The sequence below is a fragment of the Kitasatospora aureofaciens genome, assembly GCF_019192735.1.
In the GTDB taxonomy this organism is placed as follows: Bacteria; Actinomycetota; Actinomycetes; order Streptomycetales; family Streptomycetaceae; genus Kitasatospora; species Kitasatospora aureofaciens_A.
In genome coordinates this window covers 171,797-191,107 of sequence record NZ_JAHTKP010000013.1, presented here as the reverse complement: position 1 = coordinate 191,107, position 19,311 = coordinate 171,797, and the positions used below count along the sequence as shown (strand labels likewise).

At 73.6% G+C, this 19,311-nt stretch carries 16 protein-coding genes, 1 tRNA gene and 1 pseudogene; 5 read left to right on the top strand and 13 right to left on the bottom strand.

All coding sequences use genetic code 11. From position 1 onward, the window contains the following. From KV557_RS16655 to KV557_RS16640, 4 genes and pseudogenes are all read right to left on the bottom strand, one after another. A pseudogene (locus KV557_RS16655) lies at window positions 1–1,373 on the bottom strand (SUKH-4 family immunity protein); the annotation flags it as partial. Window positions 1,374–1,466: 93 nt separating this feature from the next. Continuing rightward, complete coding sequence (locus tag KV557_RS16650; protein WP_218200911.1) at window positions 1,467–2,468, bottom strand: HNH endonuclease; 1,002 nt, start codon at window positions 2,466–2,468, stop codon at window positions 1,467–1,469. Window positions 2,469–2,573: 105 nt separating this feature from the next. Beyond that, window positions 2,574–3,689, bottom strand: a complete 1,116-nt coding sequence (locus tag KV557_RS16645) for a DegT/DnrJ/EryC1/StrS family aminotransferase (protein ID WP_218200908.1) — start codon at window positions 3,687–3,689, stop codon at window positions 2,574–2,576. After that, window positions 3,686–4,864, bottom strand: coding sequence for a Gfo/Idh/MocA family protein (locus tag KV557_RS16640; protein ID WP_218200906.1), 1,179 nt, complete (start codon window positions 4,862–4,864; stop codon window positions 3,686–3,688). Before KV557_RS16640 ends, KV557_RS16645 begins: the two co-directional genes overlap by 4 nt. A 371-nt stretch (window positions 4,865–5,235) precedes the next feature. Here KV557_RS16640 and KV557_RS16635 point away from each other — a divergent pair, with 371 nt between their 5' ends. Together KV557_RS16635 and KV557_RS16630 are read left to right on the top strand one after the other, a co-directional pair. Beyond that, the gene (locus tag KV557_RS16635; RefSeq protein WP_256177489.1) at window positions 5,236–5,697 is read left to right on the top strand and encodes a YwqJ-related putative deaminase; all 462 of its coding nucleotides are present in this window, start codon (window positions 5,236–5,238) and stop codon (window positions 5,695–5,697) included. Window positions 5,698–5,822: 125 nt separating this feature from the next. Then, window positions 5,823–6,332, top strand: coding sequence for an SUKH-3 domain-containing protein (locus KV557_RS16630; protein WP_218200947.1), 510 nt, complete (start codon window positions 5,823–5,825; stop codon window positions 6,330–6,332). 40 nt (window positions 6,333–6,372) lie between these two features. Here the strand turns inward: KV557_RS16630 and KV557_RS16625 are convergent, their stop codons facing one another. Further along, window positions 6,373–7,641 carry a sensor histidine kinase gene (locus KV557_RS16625; RefSeq protein ID WP_218200902.1) on the bottom strand — a complete coding sequence of 423 codons (1,269 nt, stop codon included), beginning with the start codon at window positions 7,639–7,641 and terminating at the stop codon, window positions 6,373–6,375. 259 nt (window positions 7,642–7,900) lie between these two features. Between KV557_RS16625 and ppc the strand changes: the two genes are divergently transcribed. Further along, window positions 7,901–10,714: a phosphoenolpyruvate carboxylase gene (gene ppc / locus KV557_RS16620; protein WP_374106634.1), complete on the top strand. Its 2,814-nt coding sequence runs from the start codon at window positions 7,901–7,903 to the stop codon at window positions 10,712–10,714. Between the two features lie 68 nt (window positions 10,715–10,782). On the opposite strand, the gene KV557_RS16615 is transcribed toward ppc, so the two are convergent. The 8 genes from KV557_RS16615 to KV557_RS16580 all read right to left on the bottom strand — a co-directional run bounded on the left by KV557_RS16615 (window position 10,783) and on the right by KV557_RS16580 (window position 17,210). Then, window positions 10,783–11,688 carry a hypothetical protein gene (locus KV557_RS16615; protein WP_218200900.1) on the bottom strand — a complete coding sequence of 302 codons (906 nt, stop codon included), beginning with the start codon at window positions 11,686–11,688 and terminating at the stop codon, window positions 10,783–10,785. Beyond that, window positions 11,678–12,199, bottom strand: a complete 522-nt coding sequence (locus tag KV557_RS16610; protein WP_256177488.1) for a SigE family RNA polymerase sigma factor — start codon at window positions 12,197–12,199, stop codon at window positions 11,678–11,680. Before KV557_RS16610 ends, KV557_RS16615 begins: the two co-directional genes overlap by 11 nt. Before the next feature lie 108 nt (window positions 12,200–12,307). Then, window positions 12,308–12,622: a hypothetical protein gene (locus tag KV557_RS44070; RefSeq protein ID WP_218200899.1), complete on the bottom strand. Its 315-nt coding sequence runs from the start codon at window positions 12,620–12,622 to the stop codon at window positions 12,308–12,310. A gap of 177 nt (window positions 12,623–12,799) precedes the next feature. After that, entirely contained in the window at window positions 12,800–13,381 is a 582-nt protein-coding gene (gene pth / locus KV557_RS16600) for an aminoacyl-tRNA hydrolase (RefSeq protein WP_218200897.1), read from the bottom strand. 108 nt (window positions 13,382–13,489) lie between these two features. Beyond that, window positions 13,490–14,077, bottom strand: coding sequence for a 50S ribosomal protein L25/general stress protein Ctc (locus KV557_RS16595; RefSeq protein WP_218200895.1), 588 nt, complete (start codon window positions 14,075–14,077; stop codon window positions 13,490–13,492). A gap of 283 nt (window positions 14,078–14,360) precedes the next feature. Next, window positions 14,361–15,338 carry a ribose-phosphate diphosphokinase gene (locus KV557_RS16590; RefSeq protein ID WP_218200893.1) on the bottom strand — a complete coding sequence of 326 codons (978 nt, stop codon included), beginning with the start codon at window positions 15,336–15,338 and terminating at the stop codon, window positions 14,361–14,363. 203 nt (window positions 15,339–15,541) lie between these two features. Next, window positions 15,542–16,996: a bifunctional UDP-N-acetylglucosamine diphosphorylase/glucosamine-1-phosphate N-acetyltransferase GlmU gene (gene glmU / locus KV557_RS16585; RefSeq protein ID WP_218200892.1), complete on the bottom strand. Its 1,455-nt coding sequence runs from the start codon at window positions 16,994–16,996 to the stop codon at window positions 15,542–15,544. A gap of 141 nt (window positions 16,997–17,137) precedes the next feature. Continuing rightward, a tRNA-Gln gene (locus tag KV557_RS16580) sits at window positions 17,138–17,210 on the bottom strand. 302 nt (window positions 17,211–17,512) lie between these two features. Here KV557_RS16580 and KV557_RS16575 point away from each other — a divergent pair. Together KV557_RS16575 and KV557_RS16570 are read left to right on the top strand one after the other, a co-directional pair. Then, on the top strand, window positions 17,513–18,496 hold the full coding sequence (locus tag KV557_RS16575; protein WP_218200890.1) for an acyl-CoA desaturase: 984 nt from the start codon (window positions 17,513–17,515) through the stop codon (window positions 18,494–18,496). 191 nt (window positions 18,497–18,687) lie between these two features. After that, the gene (locus tag KV557_RS16570; protein WP_218200889.1) at window positions 18,688–19,290 is read left to right on the top strand and encodes a TetR/AcrR family transcriptional regulator; all 603 of its coding nucleotides are present in this window, start codon (window positions 18,688–18,690) and stop codon (window positions 19,288–19,290) included. Window positions 19,291–19,311 lie beyond the last annotated feature (21 nt).

Sequence of the window (19,311 nt, the reverse complement as noted above, 5' to 3'; positions counted from 1 at the left end):
GGCCGCAGCCCCGGTCCGGGCGAGCCGCCGCGCAACGCGGCCGGCGGGGGCGGCGGCGGGACGGACGCCGCGTTGCGGCCGAAGCCGCCGCCGTGCGACGCATCGGGGGCCGGCGGGGCCGCGGGCGCACCGGCGGGCGGGGCACCGGGCAGGCCCATCAGCCCGGGGCCGCCGGGCGGGGCGAGCATGGTCGGCGCGTGCTCGACGGCCGGCCCGGCCGCGGGCGGCGCAGCAGGGGTGGCGGGACCGGCAGGGCCGGGGGCGCCGGGCAGGCCCATCAGCCCCGGGATACCGCCCTCCGGCGCCAGCATGGTCGGCGCGTACTCGACGGCCGGGCCGGCCGCGGGCGGCGTGGCGGGGGCAGCGGGAGCACCCTGGGCATCGGGCACGCCAGGAGCCTCGGGCGCACCGGGCAGCCCCATCAGCCCCGGGATGGCGCCCTCCGGCGCCAGCAGCGTCGGCGCGGGCTCGGCCGCCGCCGGAGGCTGAGCGGGCGCCGGGGCCTGCGGGACCGGGGGCATGCCGTAGCCGCCCTTGGGCATCAGCGCGGTCGCGGCCTCGGACCCGGCGGGCGCGGGCGCGTCGGGCAGATCGGAGCCGAAGGTGCGCAGCCCGTCGGGCATGAGCATGGTCGCAGCCTCGGACCCGACCGGGGCGGCCGGCGGGGGCACCGGCGGAGCCGCCTGCACCTGCGGCGGGACGGCCGGCTCGTCGTGGCCGGGTGGCGGGGCGAGCATGGTCGGCGCGTCCCCGGCGGGCCGGTCCGAGACCGGCGGAGCGGTCAGGACGGCCGGCGGGGTCGTCGGCGGGGCCCACGAAGCGGCCGCGGCCGGAACAGCGGGCTCGACGGGCGGAGCCGCCTCGACGGGAGCCGGAGGAGCGACGGGAGCAGCGGAAGCAACCGGAGCAACGGGCTCAGCAGGAGCCGGAGGAGCAACAGGTTCAGCAGCCTCCCCCAGCCGCTCCGCCTCCGCCGCGATCGCCGCCGCGCCCGCCTCCTGGAGCCACTGCGGCGGGCTGAGCAGGAACGACGTCGCCTCGACCGGCCCGGGCGCGGGCTTGGCCGCCCCGGCCGGGTTGGCCGCGACCGGCCGCCCGTACACCTCCTCGTACTGCCGGACCACCTCATTGACGGGCAGCGCGGGCCAGAGCGTGCTCGCACCGGAGTCCCGGGCGATCACCAGCCGCGCCTCCCCCGCCGAGCCGCTCTCCACCCCCTCCGACGGCCCGTCCGACGGCCCGTCCGCGGGCTGCACCGCCCAGCACACGAAGCCCAGGTCGAACTCCCGGACCCGCACCTCGCGCTGCTGCGAGCGCGGCACCCCGCCGTTGATCCACTCGTCGGCGAGCTCCTGCGCCTGCGCGTACGTCACCACGCCCGGTTCACCCCTGTCCCCTTCGTCCCCGCTCGATCCACCACCGGCACCACCGGCACCACCGGCACAGCCACAGCCACCACAGCCACGTCAGTCCACCGGGACGGCCCGGGCGAACCCGCCGTCCACCATCAGCTCCGCGACCGTCTCCAGCTCGGGCGGGCTGCCGGCCAGCCGGACCAGGAAGGCGTCGAAGTCCTCGCCGCAGGGCAGCAGCAGCCGGGCGACCCGGTCCTCCGGGGCCTCCGGGGCACCGGTGTCGCGGGCGTCGTCGTAAAGGCAGAACCAGACCGAGCCGATCCGGTCGCCGCGGACCTTGAGCGCAACGATGCCGCCCTGCGCGTAGGCAATGCCGAGGTAGTCCTTGGTGAGGTGGTCGCGCAGGCACTTGTTGGCGTACACGACGTCCTCGGTGCCGTACTCCTCGCTGAGGGTCAGGAACGGCTGGTCGAGCAGCATGCCGAGCTCGGTGTCCAGCGCGACGCCGACCGGGGCCCGGCCGCCGCCCAGCTTGAGGAAGGTGCGGTAGGCGCCGGGCAGCCGGTAGCCGAGGCGGTCCTCGGCGCGCTGCACCAGGTCCTCGGGGACGGCGATCGGGTCGCCGCCGTCCAGGGCCAGCGGGAAGTGCACCGGCCGGCGCTCCTGGAGCGGGCGGGTGCCGCGGCGGCCGTGGTCGGCGGCGGACGTGGCCAGGCCGCCGTGGTGCCGCAGCATGGCCTTGACCTCGACCGGGACCAGCTCCATCCGCCGCCAGCCGGGGGCGGCCCGGCCGACCGCGTGGTGCCAGGTCCAGCCTGGCGGGGTGGCGACGGCAGTGTGCAGGTCGGCCCAGAGCGGGTGGCCCTGGGTGAACAGCGCGGCGTTGGCCGAGACGTAGTCGGTGAGCCGGAGCTCGTCGACGCCGAAGCCCTCGGGCGGGTCGGCGACCTCGGCCGCCGCGGCGGCGTACGGGCCGAAGTCCGGGTAGCCGTACTCGTCCACCCGGACTCCGGCGGGGTGCCGCTCGGCGCGGACCGGATCCGGGAACTGCACCACCTGACCTGCGTACGCCGCGTTCGGTGCGGCGGCGACGCCGGGCCGACCTGTCGTCATCTGGGAGCCCCCACTGGCTGCTGCAAATTCTCGGTGCGCTTGCTGGACACCAGCCTAGGGGGTCACTCTCCCGGCGGAACCTCCGCACCTGCCGAACCTCCGCACCTACGGCACGCGGCCGCCGAGCGCCCCCGCCAGCGCCTCCGCCACCCGCACCTGCTGCGCCTCGGTGATGTGCGGGTGGAGCGGCAGGCTGAGCAGCTCGCGGGCGGCCCGTTCGGCGACCGGGAAGGCGCCCTCGCGGTACCCGAGCGAGCGGAACGCGGGCTGCAGGTGCACCGGGACGGGATAGTGCACGCCGGCGCCGATCCCGGCGGCGCGCAGCGCGGCGAGCACCGCGTCCCGGTCCCGGCCGGGGCCGATCCGCACCGCGTACAGGTGCCAGACGTGCTCGTTGCCGGGCGCGGTGCGCGGCAGGGTGAGGCCGTCGAGCCCGCCGAGCAGCGCGTCGTAGCGGGCGGCGGCGGCGCGGCGGGCGGCGTTCCAGGCGGGCAGCCGGCGGAGTTTGGCGCGCAGGACGACGGCCTGGAGCGCGTCCATCCGGGAATTGAAGCCGATCCGCTCGTGCACATACTTGTCCCGGGCGCCGTGGTCACCGATCAGCCGGACGGCGTCGGCGAGTTCGTCGTCGTCGGTGAGGACCGCGCCGGCGTCGCCGTAGCCGCCGAGGTTCTTGCCGGGGTAGAAGCTGGTGGCCGCGATCCGCCCGTACGCGCCGCGGCCGTGCTGCCGGGCGCCCTGGGACTGCGCCGCGTCCTCCACCACCGGCCGCCCGTCGGCGACGTCGAGCAGCGGGCCCATCGGGGCGAGTTGGCCGTTGAGGTGGACGGGCAGCAGCGCGACGGCCCCGGGGAGCGCGCCGGCGGCCCGCTCGGGGTCGATCAGCAGGTACGCCGGGTCCGCGTCGACGAGCACCGGGCGCAGCCCGGCCCGCAGGACGGCCTCGGCGGTGGCGACGAAGGTGTTGGCGGGCAGCACCACCCCGCCGCCGGGCGGCAGGGCGAGGGCGCGCAGGGCGAGTTCGAGCGCGTCGGTGCCGTTGGCGGCGCCGACGCAGTGCCGGGCGCCGGTGAAGGCGGCGTACTCCCGCTCGAATCCGGCCACTTCGGGGCCCTTGACGAAGCCGCCGGCGGCGAGCACCCGGTCGAACCCGGCCCGGATCTCTGCCGCCACCTCGGCGTGCGCGGCCGCCAGGTCCACCAGCGGAACGTCGGCGCTCACCGGACGGTCGCCCGGTCCGCCGGAGGGCACGCTGCGCCGTCCCGGTCCGACGCCCCCATCGGGACGGTGGCGCCGCCGAGTTCGAGGCTCAGCGAGGCCGCCTCCAGTAGCCGGAGCACCCGCACCCCGGCCCGGCCGTCGGTGAGCGGCGCCCTGCCCTCGGTGATGGCGGCGGCGAACTCGGCCATCACGTTGCGCAGCGCCTCCTGCTCGACCAGCGCGGGCGCGACCATCTCGCCGACCCGGTAGGAGATCAGCGCCCGGTGCCGGATCGCGTCGGTCACCTCCTCGGGCGGGGTGAGGTCCACCCCGCGGTCGTGCACGGCCAGCCGGGCCTGCGGGTTGAGGTCGTCCCAGACCAGGGTGCGCCGGGAGCCGCCGATCAGGGTGGTGCGGACCTTCGTCGGGGAGAGCCAGTTGACGTGGCAGTGCGCCAGCGCGCCGTTGCTCAGCCGGACCGTCAGGTAGGCGACGCAGGCCCGGCCGGCGCCGATCGGGTCGGCGCCCTGGGCGGACACCTCGACCGGCTCGACGCCGGGCGGCAGCACGAAGTCGAGGATCGACAGGTCGTGCGGGGCGAGGTCCCACAGCACGTCCACGTCCGGCTGCACCAGGCCGAGGTTGATCCGCACGGAGTCGAAGAACTGGACGTCGCCGATCTCGCCGCCGTGCACGAGTTCGCGGATCCGGCGCACCACCGGGGTGTAGCAGAAGGTGTGATCGCACATCAGCACCAGCCCGCGGGCCTCGGCGAGTTCGACGAGTTCGGCGGCCTCGGCGGCGGACGTGGTGATCGGCTTCTCCACCAGGACGTGCTTGCCGGCCTCCAGCGCGGCCCGGACCAGCCGGTGGTGCGCGGCGGCGGGCACGGCCACCGCGACGGCGTCGACCCGGTCGTCGTCCAGCACCCGGCGGTAGGAGTCGGTCGCCCCGACGGTGCTGTACTCCCCCAGCACCCGGCGGGCCTTGGCCAGATCCAGGTCGCAGAGCCAGTGCAGCCGCAACGCCCGGGTGTGCTGGGCGTTGCGGACCAGCTTCGGGCCCCAGTAGCCGGCCCCGACCACGGCGATGCCGACCGGCCGGTCGGGTGCGGGCCGGGGTGGTTCGCCCGGCGTGGGCACGTGCCCGCCGGGCGCCTCGTTGGCGTCCTCCGCCTCGCCCTGCCACGACGTCATCGCACGAGCCCTCTCGCTCCGGCACCGGGCAGGCGCGCCCCGGCGGCCACCAACGGTCGTCGCGGGCACCGGAGTCGGCTCTCGCCCCGCCGTCCCGGGCGGCCGGCCGCATCCCCTCGGCCCGCTGCCGGAACGGTACCGGCCGGGGCCGCGACCCAGGGGCTTCTTCAGCAGATCGGCGGACAAGTCGTGACGATGGCGTGCAGATTGAGCCAGGGTTCCGTCAGAATCCCGGCCGGGGCCGGACGGCCGCACACGAAGGTTCGCCCACCCCCGCACCCCCGGTTGTGCGGATGTCGGTGTCGTTTGACAGGCTTGCCCCGGACTGGCCCCACCAGTCCTGCCGTCAGCGGGAACGAGGAGGAGGACGCATGACCACCGGTGAGCCGGCGGGCCCGCCCGTGCTGCGCCACCACCGCGACAGCCTGCTGCCCGCCGTCGCCGCCGCGCTGTCGCTCAAGGGCGGCGAGGTGCACACCCTGGCCGGCGACAAGCCCGCCCGGCGCCCGGTCCTGCACCCGCTGGTCGGCGAGTTCCTGGACGGGCTGCCGATCGAGCTGCGCGAGCGGTTCACCGGCCGCTGCCCGGAGGCGGTGCTGCTGTCGCAGTACCTCACCACCGTGGACGGCCGGCGCTCCAAGCGCGCCGCCCGCAAGGCGATGAGCCTGCACGAGGCCCGCAAGGCGCTCAAGGGCTCCCGGATGACCACCGTCCGGATCCGCGAGGAGGACGACCCGGCGCACGGCACCCACGCGCCGCCGTGCCGCTCGTGCGCCCCGATGCTGGAGCACTTCACCGTGCAGAGCGTCGCGGTCGGGCCACCCGCCCGCTGACCGGCCGTCCGACCAGCAGGCCACAGATCGACCGGTCGCCGCCCGCGCCCTGCCACGTCCCCGTCCCCGATCCCCCGGAGCACGTCCTGAATCCGCCCAGCCCGCCCCCGCCCCCGCCGGCCACCCTGGCCGCGAGCACCCCCGGGCGGACCCGCCCGCGCTTCCCCGCCGACGTCGCCGCCGAGCTCAAGGCGGCCGGCTGGCACCCCGGCCGCTGGCAGATCCAGCAGGCCGAGGAGTGGGCCGATGCCCTGGTCGGGTACGGCGCTCCGGCCGGCGTGCCGCACGCGGTGTTCCCGGCGGCGGTGGAGGCCTGGGCCGAGTTCGGCGGCCTCGCCTTCGACCTGTCCGGCCCCGGGCGGCAACTGGCCCGCACCCCGTTCCTGATCGACCCGCTGTGCGGACTGCACCAGCCGCGCACCCTGGCCGACCTCGGCCGCGCCCTGGGCAGCAAGCTCGCCCCGCTCGGCGAGGAGGCGTACGGGCAGGCACTGCTCGCCGTCGACGAGGAGGGCCGCGTCTACAGCCTGGACCACACCGGCGAGTGGTTCCTGGGCCACGGCATTGACCAGGCGATCTCCGCACTGGTGCTCGGCACCGCCCCGGAACGGCTGCGCACCGCCGACGAGTACTAGGAGCTCCGGCCCGGCGCGGCGGCCGGGTACCGGAATGCGCTCAGCGCAGCGGCTCGGTCCGGACGGCCAGCCGGGACGGCAGCACCGCCTCCACCCGGAACCCGCCGTCCGCCTCCGGCCCGGCCGAGAAGGTGCCGCCCAGCGCGATCACCCGCTCCCGCATGCCGACCAGCCCGTTCCCGCCGCTGGGCAGCTTCGCCGCGCCGCGCTCCCCGCCCGGGCAGGCGTTGACCACGCTCACCCGCACCCCGTTCGGTGCGTACGCCAGCAGCACGGACACCTCCGCGCCGTCGGCGTGCTTGTGCGCGTTGGTCAGGCCCTCCTGGACCACCCGGTACGCGGTCTGCTCCGCCTCGCCGGTGAACTCCTGCCGGCTGCCGCTGACCGTCAGGGTGACGGCCATGCCGGCCGCCCTGGACTGGTCGACCAGCCGCGGCAGCCCCGTCAGCGAGTCCGGCTCCTGGGGCCGCTCGTCGTCCATCCGCAGCACGCCGAGGATCTCGCGCAGCTCGTTCAGCGCCTGCCGGCCGACCTCGCCCATCAGCTTGGCGCTCTGCGCCGCCTTCGCCGGGTCCTTGGCGGCGATCCGCTCCAGCGCCCCGGCGTGCACCACCATCAGCGACACCCGGTGTGCGACCACGTCGTGCATCTCCCGGGCGATCCGGGTCCGTTCCTCCAGCCGGGCCCGGCGGGCGCGCTCCTGGGCCTGTTCGGCCAGCAGGTCCAGCTCGGTCTCCAGGCCGTGCGCACGGTCCTTGAGCGACTCGATCAGCCGCCGCCGCGCGCCCACGTACAGGCCGGTCACCACCGGGGGGACGGTCAGGCCGACGGCCACCAGCACCGATATCAGCACCTGCCCCCAGAGCGGGGTCGGATCGACGGTGGAGTCGCCGGGCAGGAGCATCGACACCATCATCACGGTGACGGCCTCGGCGAAGGCCAGTCCCGCCAGCGCCACCACGCGGCGGCGCCGCGAGGGCCACTCCCAGGTCTCGGCCAGGGTGTACAGCGACACCACCAGCAGCAGCACGCCCAGCATCCCGGGCATCGCCACCAGCGTGACCAGCACCGGCACGGCCGGCCAGCGGCGGCGCACCACCAGCGAGCCGCCCCCGATCGCGCCGAGCAGCGCTATGCCGGTCACGCCCGCCGCACTCAGGTGCATCCGGGCGGACAGGAAGGCGATCGTGCTGAGCGAGCACTCCACCGCGGCCAGCAGCGCGAGCCCGATGTCCAGGAAGGCGCTGCGCGGCCGCTCCCACCACCAGAACGACCGGACCGGCGCGCGCTCCCCAGGCGACTTGCTCATGCCTGACAGCCTAAGCGGCAACCCCGTTCCCTCCCCACCGGGATATTCCCCGACACGTCCCCGATTCCCTCAGTGGTCCAGACCACACGACGCCCCCGGTGATCTTGTCCGCCATCCGGCCACCTCGCGGACAGCAACCGCGCCGACACCTATGCTGGTCGCGTCGGACAGCGCGGTCCGCACGCGTCACACCCGCCACACGCGGGCGGACCTGTGACGATGAGCCGTTGCCGAACCCCACCACCACAGGGAGCCAGCCGTGACCGCTCCGGTCCCGAACCCGGCGGACAGCCCCGCCCCAGTCGCCGCCGCCGGCCCAGACGCAGACAACGCGGCACTGCGCGCGGACATCCGCCGCCTCGGCGACCTGCTCGGCGAGACGCTGGTCCGCCAGGAGGGCCCGCAGCTGCTGGGCCTCGTCGAACAGGTCCGCCTGCTCAGCCGCACCGACGGCGAGGCCACCGCCGAACTCCTCTCCGACATCGACCTGGAGACCGCCGCCAAGCTCGTCCGCGCCTTCTCCACGTACTTCCACCTCGCCAACGTCACCGAGCAGGTGCACCGCGGCCGCGAGCTCGCCACCCGCCGCGCCCGGGAAGGCTCCCTGCTCGCCCAGACCGCCGACCAGCTCGCCGAGGCCGACCCCAAGCACCTCCAGGACACCCTGGCCCACCTCGCGGTCCGGCCGGTCTTCACCGCCCACCCCACCGAGGCCGCCCGCCGCAGCGTCCTCAACAAGCTCCGCCGGATCGGCGAACTCCTCGACCGCGTCCACCGCGAGCAGCTCACCTCCGGCCTCGCCGCGGCCGACCCGGCCCGCACGAGCAGCGCCAAGCGCCAGGCCGACCGCCGCCTCGCCGAGGTCATCGACCTGCTCTGGCAGACCGACGAGCTGCGCATCGCCCGCCCCGAGCCCACCGACGAGGCCCGTAACGCCGTCTACTACCTGGACGAGCTCTACCGCGAGGCCGTCCCCGAGGTCCTGGAGGAGCTGCACGAGGAGCTCGCCCGGGTCGGCCTCGCCCTGCCCGACGGCGTCCGCCCGCTCACCTTCGGCACCTGGATCGGCGGCGACCGCGACGGCAACCCGAACGTCACCCCGCAGGTCACCTGGGACGTCCTCAACCTCCAGCACGAGTACGGCATCAAGGACGCCCTCGCCGCCATCGACGACCTGCGCAACACCCTCTCGACCTCCGAACGCCTGGCCGGCGCCTCGGTCGAGCTGCTCGCCTCGCTCAACACCGACCTGCACCTGCTCCCCGAACTCAGCCCGCGCTACAAGCGGATGAACGCCGAGGAGCCCTACCGCCTCAAGGCCACCTGCATCCGGCTCAAGCTGGAGAACACCCGCGAGCGCCTGGCCGGCGGCACCTCGCACGTCGAGGGCCGCGACTACCTCGGCACCCGCGAACTCGTCGCGGACCTGCGCCTCATCCAGGACTCCCTGCGCGCCCACCGCGGCGAACTCATCGCCGACGGCCGCCTCGCCCGCGCCATCCGCACCATCGAGGCCTTCGGCCTCCAGCTCGCCACCATGGACGTCCGCGAGCACGCCGAGGCCCACCACCACGCCCTCGGCCAGCTCTTCGACCGCCTCGGCGAGGAGGCCTGGCGCTACGCCGACATGCCCCGCGAGTACCGGCAGAAGCTGCTCGCCAAGGAGCTCCGCTCGCGCCGCCCGCTCGCCCCCACCCCGGCCCCGCTGGACGCCGCCGGCACCAAGACCCTCGGCGTGTTCAACACCATCCGGGAGGGCTTCGAGCGCTTCGGCGACGAGATCGTCGAGAGCTACATCATCTCCATGTGCCAGGGCGCCGACGACGTCTTCGCCGCCACCGTCCTGGCCCGCGAGGCCGGCCTGATCGACCTGCACGCCGGCATCGCCAAGATCGGCATCGTGCCGCTGCTGGAGACCACCGACGAACTCCAGCAGGCCGACCGCATCCTCGACGAGATGCTGTCCGACCCCTCCTACCGCCTGCTCGTCTCGCTGCGCGGCGACGTCCAGGAGGTCATGCTCGGCTACTCCGACTCCTCCAAGTTCGGCGGCATCACCACCTCCCAGTGGGAGATCCACCGCGCCCAGCGCCGGCTGCGCGACGTCGCCCACCGCTACGGCATCCGGCTGCGCCTCTTCCACGGCCGCGGCGGCACCGTCGGCCGCGGCGGCGGCCCCTCGCACGAGGCCATCCTGGCCCAGCCCTGGGGCACCCTGGAGGGCGAGATCAAGGTCACCGAGCAGGGCGAGGTCATCTCCGACAAGTACCTGCTCCCCTCCCTCGCCCGGGAGAACCTCGAACTGACCCTCTCCGCCACCCTCTCCGCCTCCGCGCTGCACACCTCGCCGCGCCAGGCCCCCGAGGAACTGGCCCGCTGGGACGCCGCGATGGACCAGGTGTCCGAGGCCGCCCACACCGCCTACCGCGCCCTGGTCGAGCAGGACGACCTGCCGAAGTACTTCTTCGTCGCAACCCCGGTCGACCAGCTCGCCTCACTGCACCTGGGCTCCCGCCCGTCCCGCCGCCCCGACTCCGGCGCCGGCCTGGACGGCCTGCGGGCCATCCCGTGGGTGTTCGGCTGGACCCAGTCCCGCCAGATCGTCCCCGGCTGGTACGGCGTCGGCTCCGGCCTCGCCGCCGCCCGCGCGGCCGGCCTCGGCGACGTGCTGAACGAGATGTACGGGCAGTGGCACTTCTTCCGCAACTTCCTGTCCAACGTCGCCATGACGCTGGCCAAGACCGACCTGCGGATCGCCCGCCACTACGTCGAGCAGCTGGTGCCCGCCGAACTGCACCACATCTTCGACCAGATCGTCGCCGAGCACGACCTCACCCTGCGCGAGGTGCTCCGGCTCACCGGCGAGAACGAACTGCTGGAGCACAACCCGGTGCTGAAGCAGACCTTCACCGTCCGCGACGCCTACCTCGACCCGATCTCCTACCTCCAGGTCGCGCTGCTGCGCCGCCAGCGCGAGGAGGTCGCGGCCGGCCGCCACGAGGACCCGCTGCGCGCCCGCGCGCTGCTGCTCACCGTCAACGGCATCGCCGCCGGCCTGCGCAACACCGGCTGACGGCAGGCACGTCGAAGGGCCGGTGCCTCCGGGTGGAGGCACCGGCCCTTCGCGTCCGTCTCAGGGCGTCACGGCCGGACCTCGACCACCAACCTGCCGAAATGCCGGACGAGTTCCTCCCGGGCGGTGTCCGCCTGCGGGGTCTCGACGATCACCCCGGCACCGTCGTTGGCGATCTGGACGGACCGGATGTGCACCCCCTTGGTCGCCGCCCAGTCCCCGGCCTCGGCCCGGATCTCCTTGGCGAGCCTCAACTGTTGGGGGTAGCCAGCCGCAGCCCTGAACTCCAGCTTCACCCCGGGCCAATCGGCCACCGTCCGGGTCACGGCGGCGTCGAGGCCACTACCCGGGTTCCGCATCACGTACAGCGTGTGCGTGCTCGCGTCCTGGCAGGTGGAGAAGTAGTGGTCCGCGTACTGCTCGCGGGCCATCTTCTCGACCGCCTCGCCGGCGTGCACCAGATCGGCCTGCCCCGCCTGATCCGACGACAGCGAGGACGGCGCCCCCGTCATCGTGGGCGTGAACCGGGCCGACGTCGGCGGGCCCGACGGCAGACCCGACGACGGCAGCCCCGACGACGACGCGGACGGCAACCCCGTCATCCCGCCCCCGCCCGGCGTCCGCAACGAGGACGGCCCGGACTGACAGGCCAGCACCGTCTTCACCAGCTCGTCGGACTCCGCCCCCCGCAACCGCGCCGCCCCCGTCAAGGGCGACGGCGACCCGGGCGACGGAACGCCCACCCCGGCCACCCCCGTGCGGCCGGTCCCGGAGCCGCCGCCCAGCTGTGTCAGCACCCCCGCGCCGACGGCCAGCACCGCCACCGCCGTGACTGCCCGCACGACCCCCCGTCGCCGTGCCCGTCGCCGCCCGGCCTCGCGCAGCTCAGCCAACGGCGGGCTGCCGCCGACCCCCGCCGCGCGCGTCCCGAGCCGGATGGCCAGCTCCTCCTCGAACTCGTCCTCAGTGCTCACGCCCCACCAACTCCCTCGCCGGTTCCAGTTCCTGTCGAAGCGCCTTGATCCCCCGCGCCAGGTGGGTCTTCGCCGTGGTCACCGAGCACCCCAGCTCCACCGCCACCTGTGCGACGGACAGGTCCAGGTAGTAACGCAGCACCACCGCCGCCCGCTGCCGCCGCGGCAGCCCGGCCAGGGCCGCCGCCAACTGCCCGTCCCGCTCGGCCTCCTGGACCGCCGGCCCGTCCGGCAGTGCGGAGGTCAGCACCTCGCGTCTGGTCCGACGCCACCGCGAGACGTGGGTGCGGACCATCGTCCGGCGGACGTACCCCTCGGCCGCCCCCGGGTCCCGGATCGCCGACCGCTTCGGGTAGACCCGTGCCAGGGCGTCGTGCAACAGGTCCCGGGCGTCGTGAACATCCCCGGTGATCAGGTACGCCCCCCGCAGCAGGGCCTGGTACCGCGCCACGACGAACTCGTCGAACGGGTCGGATCCGGTGCCCCCCGGGCGCATCGATTCGCGCTTCATATCCCCAGGACGCCCCCCGCGCCGAAAACGGATGACAAGACGAGGTGACAAAACGACAAAGGGCCGGGGCCCACTTCCGTGGACCCCGGCCCTCGCCGATGGACGTTCCTACTCCGCGGGCTCGCCCGCGCGGCGGCGCTTCAGCCAGAGCGCGGCGCCACCGGCCGCGACCACCAGGCCGCCGCCAACTGCCAGCAACCCGGCGTCCGGGCCGACCGAATCACCCAGCACCTGTGCCGCCGCCGGCTCCGGGGACACCCCCGGCTCGGGCTCCGCCACCGCGTCGGCGTGCGCCACCCCACCGCTGGACAGCAGCACTCCGGCCGCCCCCAGCGCACCGGCCCTGCCCACCCGTCGTCCGAACTGCCGCAGCCGTACCACCCGGAGCCGCCGAAGTCGGCGGACCGGACGCAATCTCCGCATCGAGAACTCCCCAGGACCCGTTCGCGTACGGGACCGACGCTATCCGATCCCGCACAGAGTTCTCACACCTATTCAGGTTTGGGCCGACAAGCGTTGTACGACTGTTGCGTACCCGGCGCGCCGCCTTGACGACCGCTCAGGGGCGGGCGCTCAGGGGCGGGCGCTCACGCAGGGCGCTCAGGAGTTGTAGTTGCCCTGGGCCCGCTCCAGGCCCTCGGACAGCAGCGCCTCCACCGCGTCCGCCGAGCGGTCCACGAACCACTCCAGCTCCTTGCGCTCGGCGCCGGAGAAGTCCTTCAGGACGAAGTCCGCGACCTCCATCCGGCCCGGCGGACGGCCGATCCCGCAGCGGACCCGGTGGTAGTCCGGGCCGAGCGACTTGGTGATCGACTTCAGGCCGTTGTGGCCGTTGTCCCCGCCGCCCAGCTTCAGCCGCAGCGCCGCGTAGTCGATGTCCAGCTCGTCGTGGACCGCCACGATCGCGGCCGCCGGCACCTTGTAGAAGTCGCGCAGCGCGGTCACCGGCCCGCCCGACAGGTTCATGAACGACAACGGCTTGGCCAGCACCACCCGCTTGCCCGCCAGCCGTCCCTCGGCCACCTGCGCCCGGCTCTTGTGGGCCTTGAACTTGGCACCCATCCGCTGCGCCAGCAGGTCCACGACCATGAACCCGATGTTGTGCCGGTTCCGGGCGTACTGCTCGCCCGGGTTGCCCAGCCCGACCACCAGCCAGGGGCCGTCGTACACGTCCTCATTCATGCCACCGCTCCTCACACTCGCGCTCATCGTCATCTTCCCGGACACACCGCTGCCCCGGCCGCTCCAGGGGAGCGACCGGGGCAGCGGTCTCAGCTAGTGGCGCGAGGCTCAGGCCTCGGTGCCCTCGGCCTCGGCGGCCTCCTCCTCGGCCGGAGCGGCCTGGGCGCCGATGACCTGCAGCACGACGGCGTCGGCGTCGACGGCCAGGGTGACGCCGGCCGGCAGGACGATGTCCTTGGCGTGGATGGAGGCACCGGCCTCCAGGCCCTCGACCGAGACGGTGACCGACTCGGGCAGGTGGGTGGCCTCGGCCTCGATCGGCAGCGCGTTGAGCACGTGCTCCAGCAGGTTGCCGCCGGCGGCCAGCTCGCCCTCGGTGTGGACCGGGATCTCGACGGTGACCTTCTCGCCACGCTTGACCAGCAGCAGGTCGACGTGCTCGATGGTGCGCTTGATGGCCTCGCGCTGGACGGCCTTCGGCAGCACGTACTCGTCCTTGCCCTCGATCGGCACGACCAGCAGGGCGTTCGGGGTCTTCAGCGCCATCATCAGGTCGTGGCCGGGCAGGTTCAGGTGAACCGGGTTCTGGCCGTGGCCGTAGACGACACCGGGAACGAAACCGGCACGGCGGGCGCGGCGGGCAGCGCCCTTGCCGAACTCGGTACGGGTCTCAGCGGCAAGGCGGATCTCGGACACGACTGCACTCCTCGTGAAAGCTGGCGCGGGGGTGCAGGCAACGCGAAAAACCGCCGGGACCACACCCTCAGTACGTTGGGGGTCACTCGGCGGCAACGACCTCTGCCGACGCCCGGAAGATCCGGCACCGGCAGCGCGTCGATCACGGAGCGGGCACCCGTCGAGCGGGCACACGGCATCCCTCGCCGAGCAGTTTCACGAGTCTAACCGCATCTGCGGTCTCCCGTGAAATCGGCGGCGGCCCCGGCCCCTGAGGGACCGGGGCCGCCTGCGCGGGCCTTCGTCAGTGCACGCCCTCGAAGAGGCTCGTGACCGAACCCTCCTCGAACACCTCGCGGATGGCCGCGGCGATCGACGGGGCGATGGACAGCGTGGTGATCTTGTCCAGCTGCAGCTCCGCCGGGGTCGGCAGCGTGTTGGTGAACACGAACTCGCTGACCCGGGAGTTCTTCAGACGGTCCGCGGCCGGGCCGGACAGCACGCCGTGGGTCGCCGCCACCAGGACGTCCGCGGCGCCGTTCTCGAACAGCGCGTCGGCCGCGGCACAGATCGTGCCGGCGGTGTCGATCATGTCGTCGACCAGGACGCAGACCCGGCCCTTGACGTCACCGACGACCTCGGCCGACAGGATCGTGTTGGCCTGGCTCATGTCGCGGCGCTTGTGGATGATCGCCAGCGGGGCGCCAAGGCGGTCGCACCACTGGTCGGCCACCTTCACCCGGCCGGCGTCCGGCGAGACGATCGTCAGCTTGGAGCGGTCGACCCGCTCGCCCACGTAGTCGGCCAGCAACGGCAGCGCGAACAGGTGGTCCACCGGGCCGTCGAAGAAGCCCTGGATCTGCGCGGTGTGCAGGTCCACGGCCATCAGCCGGTCGGCACCGGCCTGGCGCAGCAGGTCGGCGATCAGGCGGGCCGAGATCGGCTCGCGGCCGAGGTGCTTCTTGTCCTGCCGGGCGTACCCGTAGAACGGCAGGATCGCGGTGATGCTCCGCGCGGAGGCCCGCTTCAGAGCGTCGATCATGATCAGCTGTTCCATGATCCACTGGTTGATGGGAGCCGTGTGGCTCTGCATCACGAAGCAGTCCGCACCGCGGGCCGAGTCCAGGAAGCGGACGTAGATCTCGCCGTTGGCGAAGTCCAGGGCCTTGGTCGGGACCAGTTCGGTCCCCAGCGCCGCGGCCACCTCCTTCGCCAGCTCCGGGTGGGCACGGCCGGAGAAGAGCCTCAGCTTCTTCTCACCCGACGTCGTGATCCCGCTCACTGCACCGTCTCCTCGCGTTTGCGGACGCTGAACCCCGCTACCCAACGCGGGCAGGCGGAGCCCGCACGCAGGATGGGGTCGGGGAATGTCGGTACGCCTGGACACGGGCGGCAAGCCCAGTGGCGCACGTATGTCCCCAAGGTTACGCGCCCGCGCAGAAACCGTCCGCCCCGGGACCGCCCCTCGGACTCCCGCCCGTCCCGTCAGGCGTCCGGAGACCCACCCGTCGCGGCCTTCGCCGCCTGCGCGGAAGCGGTCCCGGGCCGCTTGCGCTCCACCCAGCCCTCGATGTTGCGCTGCTGCGCCCGGCTCACGCCGAGTGCGCCCGGCGGGACGTCGGAGGTGATCACGGAGCCGGCCGCCGTGTAGGCGCCGTCGCCGACCGTGACCGGGGCGATGAACATGTTGTCCGAGCCGGTGCGGCAGTGCGCGCCGATCACCGTGCGGTGCTTGTTGACGCCGTCGTAGTTCACCGTGACCGAGGCCGCACCGACGTTGCTGCCCTCACCGATCGTGGCGTCCCCGATGTAGGACAGGTGGGGCACCTTGGCGCCCTCGCCCAGCTCGGAGTTCTTCACCTCGACGTAGGTGCCGACCTTCGCCTTGCGGGCCAGCTTCGCCCCCGGCCGCAGGTACGCGTACGGGCCGGCGGTGGCCAGCTCGCCCACCTCGGCGCGGTCGGCCGTGGTGTTGCTCACAACGGCGCCGGCGCCGATCCGGGTGTCCCGGATCGTCGAGTTCGGGCCGACCTGGCAGCCCTCGCCCAGGTGGGTGGCGCCCTGCAGCTGGGTGTTCGGCAGCACGACCGCGTCCACCTCGTACGTCACCTGGACGTCGATCCAGGTGGTCGCCGGGTCCACCACGGTGACGCCGTCGCGCATCGCCCGCTCCAGCAGGCGGTCGTTGAGCAGCCGGCGGGCCTGCGCCAGCTGCACCCGGTCGTTGATGCCGAGGATGTCCCGGGAGTCCTCCGCGACCACGGCGCCCACCCGGTGGCCGGCCTTGCGCAGGATCTCCAGGGTGTCGGTCAGGTACTCCTCGCCCTGCGAGTTGTCCGTGGTGAGCTCGGACAGCGCCTGGCCCAGCAGCTTCGCGTCGAAGGCGAAGACCCCGGAGTTGATCTCGGTGATCCGGCGCTGGGTGTCGTTGGCGTCCTTCTCCTCGACGATCGCGGCGACCGAGCGGTCCTCGTCCCGCAGGATCCGGCCGTAGCCGAACGGCTCCGGCACCACGGCGGTCAGCACGGTGACGCCGTTCTCCTGCTCGGCGTGCGCCTTGGCCAGGCGCTGCAGGGTGGCCCCGGTCAGCAGCGGCGAGTCCCCGGCAGTGATGATGACCGTGCCGTCCAGCTCCACGCCGTCGGCGGCCAGCGCCTCCAGCGCCGTCCGCACCGCGTGCCCGGTACCGTTCTGCTCGTGCTGCACCACCGGACGGGCCGCCGGGTAGTGCGCCGCCAGGTGCTCCTCGACCTGCTCCCGCTGGTGCCCGACCACCACGACCAGCTGCCCGGGTGTCAGTCCCTGCGCGGCCGCCACCGCGTGACCCACCAGCGACCGGCCGCACACCTCGTGCAGCACCTTGGGCAGCTTGTTCGACTTCATCCGAGTCCCGCCACCGGCGGCAAGCACGACAACGGCGGCAAGCGAATTGGCACCCATGCGGGAGGCTCCTCGGTCGGTTCACAGAGAGGGCAGAGCACTCGGGGCGGGGTCCGCGCGCCGGTGCCCTGGCGCTTAGAGGATAACTGCGGCAGGAAAACCGCTCGCCGACCCGCAGCGGGCCGACGCACGTGTGCAGGGCTCCGCCGGATGGACTCGAACCATCACTGCAAGGCTCCAAAGGCCTGCGGGCTGCCAATTACCCCACGGCGGATAGCTGGTCAGACCCTACCCGAGTCCGCCCCGCGCTGTGTATCAGCTATGCCCATCCACCACCCCTCGATCCGCCGGCACAGGTCTGCACTCCCCGGCACGCTGTGCTCGGTCTTGGCTCGCATGCGATGAGTGTGTGTGCGATAGATCCCACTCCGCGGCGGATCGAGGGTTCATCCATCCAGTCGGGTGAATTCACTCAAGCGCCGCGCAGCGGTGTGTTCCGTTCGCGACGGAGCGCAACCTACGATGCCGTAGGTTACGGCATCGTAGCCTTCGCCCCCTCCCACCAAGGGACCGCTCATGACCACTCAGGCCGGCGAGGCGCGCGCCGGAGACGCCGCGCCGCCCGTCGATTCCTCCGATCCGTCCCCCACCCTGGTGTCCGCCACCCGGGGCGGGGAAAAGCAGGGCTTCGCCGAGCGGCTCGCGCTCGGCCTCTTCATCGTCGTCCCGTTCGCCGCCCTGCTGGCCGCCGTCCCGGTGGCCTGGGGCTGGGGCCTGGGATGGACGGACCTGGCGATCACCACCGCCATGTACTTCCTCACCTGCCACGGCGTCACCGTCGGCTATCACCGCTACTTCACCCACGGCGCCTTCAAGGCCGGCCGCCCGATGCGCCTCGTCCTCGCCGTCGCCGGCAGCCTGGCGGTCGAGGGCCCGCTGGTGCGCTGGGTGGCCGACCACCGCAGGCACCACCGGTTCAGCGACAAGGACGGCGACCCGCACTCGCCGTGGCGCTACGGGGAGAGCCTCCCCGCGCTGCTCAAGGGCCTCTGGTGGGCGCACATGGGCTGGATGTTCGACGAGGAGCAGACCCCGCAGCTCAAGTACGCGCCGGACCTGGTCAACGACCCGGCCATGCGACGGATCTCCCGGCTGTTCTGGCTCTGGACGTCGGTCTCGCTGCTGCTGCCCCCGCTGGTCGGCGGGCTGGTCACGCTGTCCTGGCAGGGCGCGCTGTCCGCGTTCTTCTGGGGCTCGCTGGTCCGCGTGGCGCTGCTGCACCACGTGACCTGGTCGATCAACTCGATCTGCCACGCGGTGGGCCGCCGCCCGTTCCGCTCCCGGGACCGCTCGGGGAACGTCTGGTGGCTGGCCGTGCTCTCCTGCGGCGAGTCCTGGCACAACCTGCACCACGCCGACCCGACCTCGGCCCGGCACGGCGTGCTCCGCGGACAGATCGACTCCTCGGCCCGGCTGATCCGCTGGTTCGAGCTGGCCGGCTGGGTCCGGGACGTCCGCTGGCCGGACGCGCAGCGGATCGCCGCCCGCCGCGCCGCATGAGGGCGCTCTTCCAGCATGATGTAGGGGTGAACGGGAGCAGCGCAGACAGCACAGGCGGTCACCACAGCACGCGGACGGACGCGGCGCCCGAAGCGGCGCAGGCCCGTCCGCGTGCCGCTGCCCCGGCGGACGGGGCCGCGCCGGGGGGTGCAGCCGGGCCGGTGCCCCGCCGCCGCGGGGGGCGGGTACGGATGACCGGCAAGCAGCGGCGCGAGCAGCTGCTGGAGATCGGCCGGACGGTGTTCGCGGAGCGCGGCTACGACGGCACGTCGGTGGAGGAGATCGCCGAGCGGGCCGGGGTGTCGAAGCCGGTGGTGTACGAGCACTTCGGGGGCAAGGAGGGGCTGTACGCGGTGGTGGTGGACCGCGAGATGCAACTGCTGCTGGACATGGTCACGGGGGCCCTGACCGGCGGGCACTCGCGCGAGCTGCTGGAGCAGGCCGCGTTCGCGCTGATGGACTACATCGACACCTCGACGGACGGCTTCCGGATCCTGGTCCGGGACTCCCCGGTGGCCCAGTCGACCGGCACCTTCGCCTCGCTGATCAGCGACATCGCGACGCAGGTCGAGGACATCCTGGGCCTGGAGTTCAAGGCCCGCGGCTTCGACGCCCGGCTGGCCCCGATGTACTCGCAGATGCTGGTCGGAATGGTGGCGCTGACCGGGCAGTGGTGGCTGGAGGTCCGCAAGCCGGAGAAGGCGCAGGTGGCGGCGCATCTGGTGAACCTGGCCTGGCACGGGCTGGAGGGCCTGGAGCGGCACCCGAAGCTGGTCGGCGAGCGCAAGGGCTGACAAGGGCTGATCAGCGCCCTT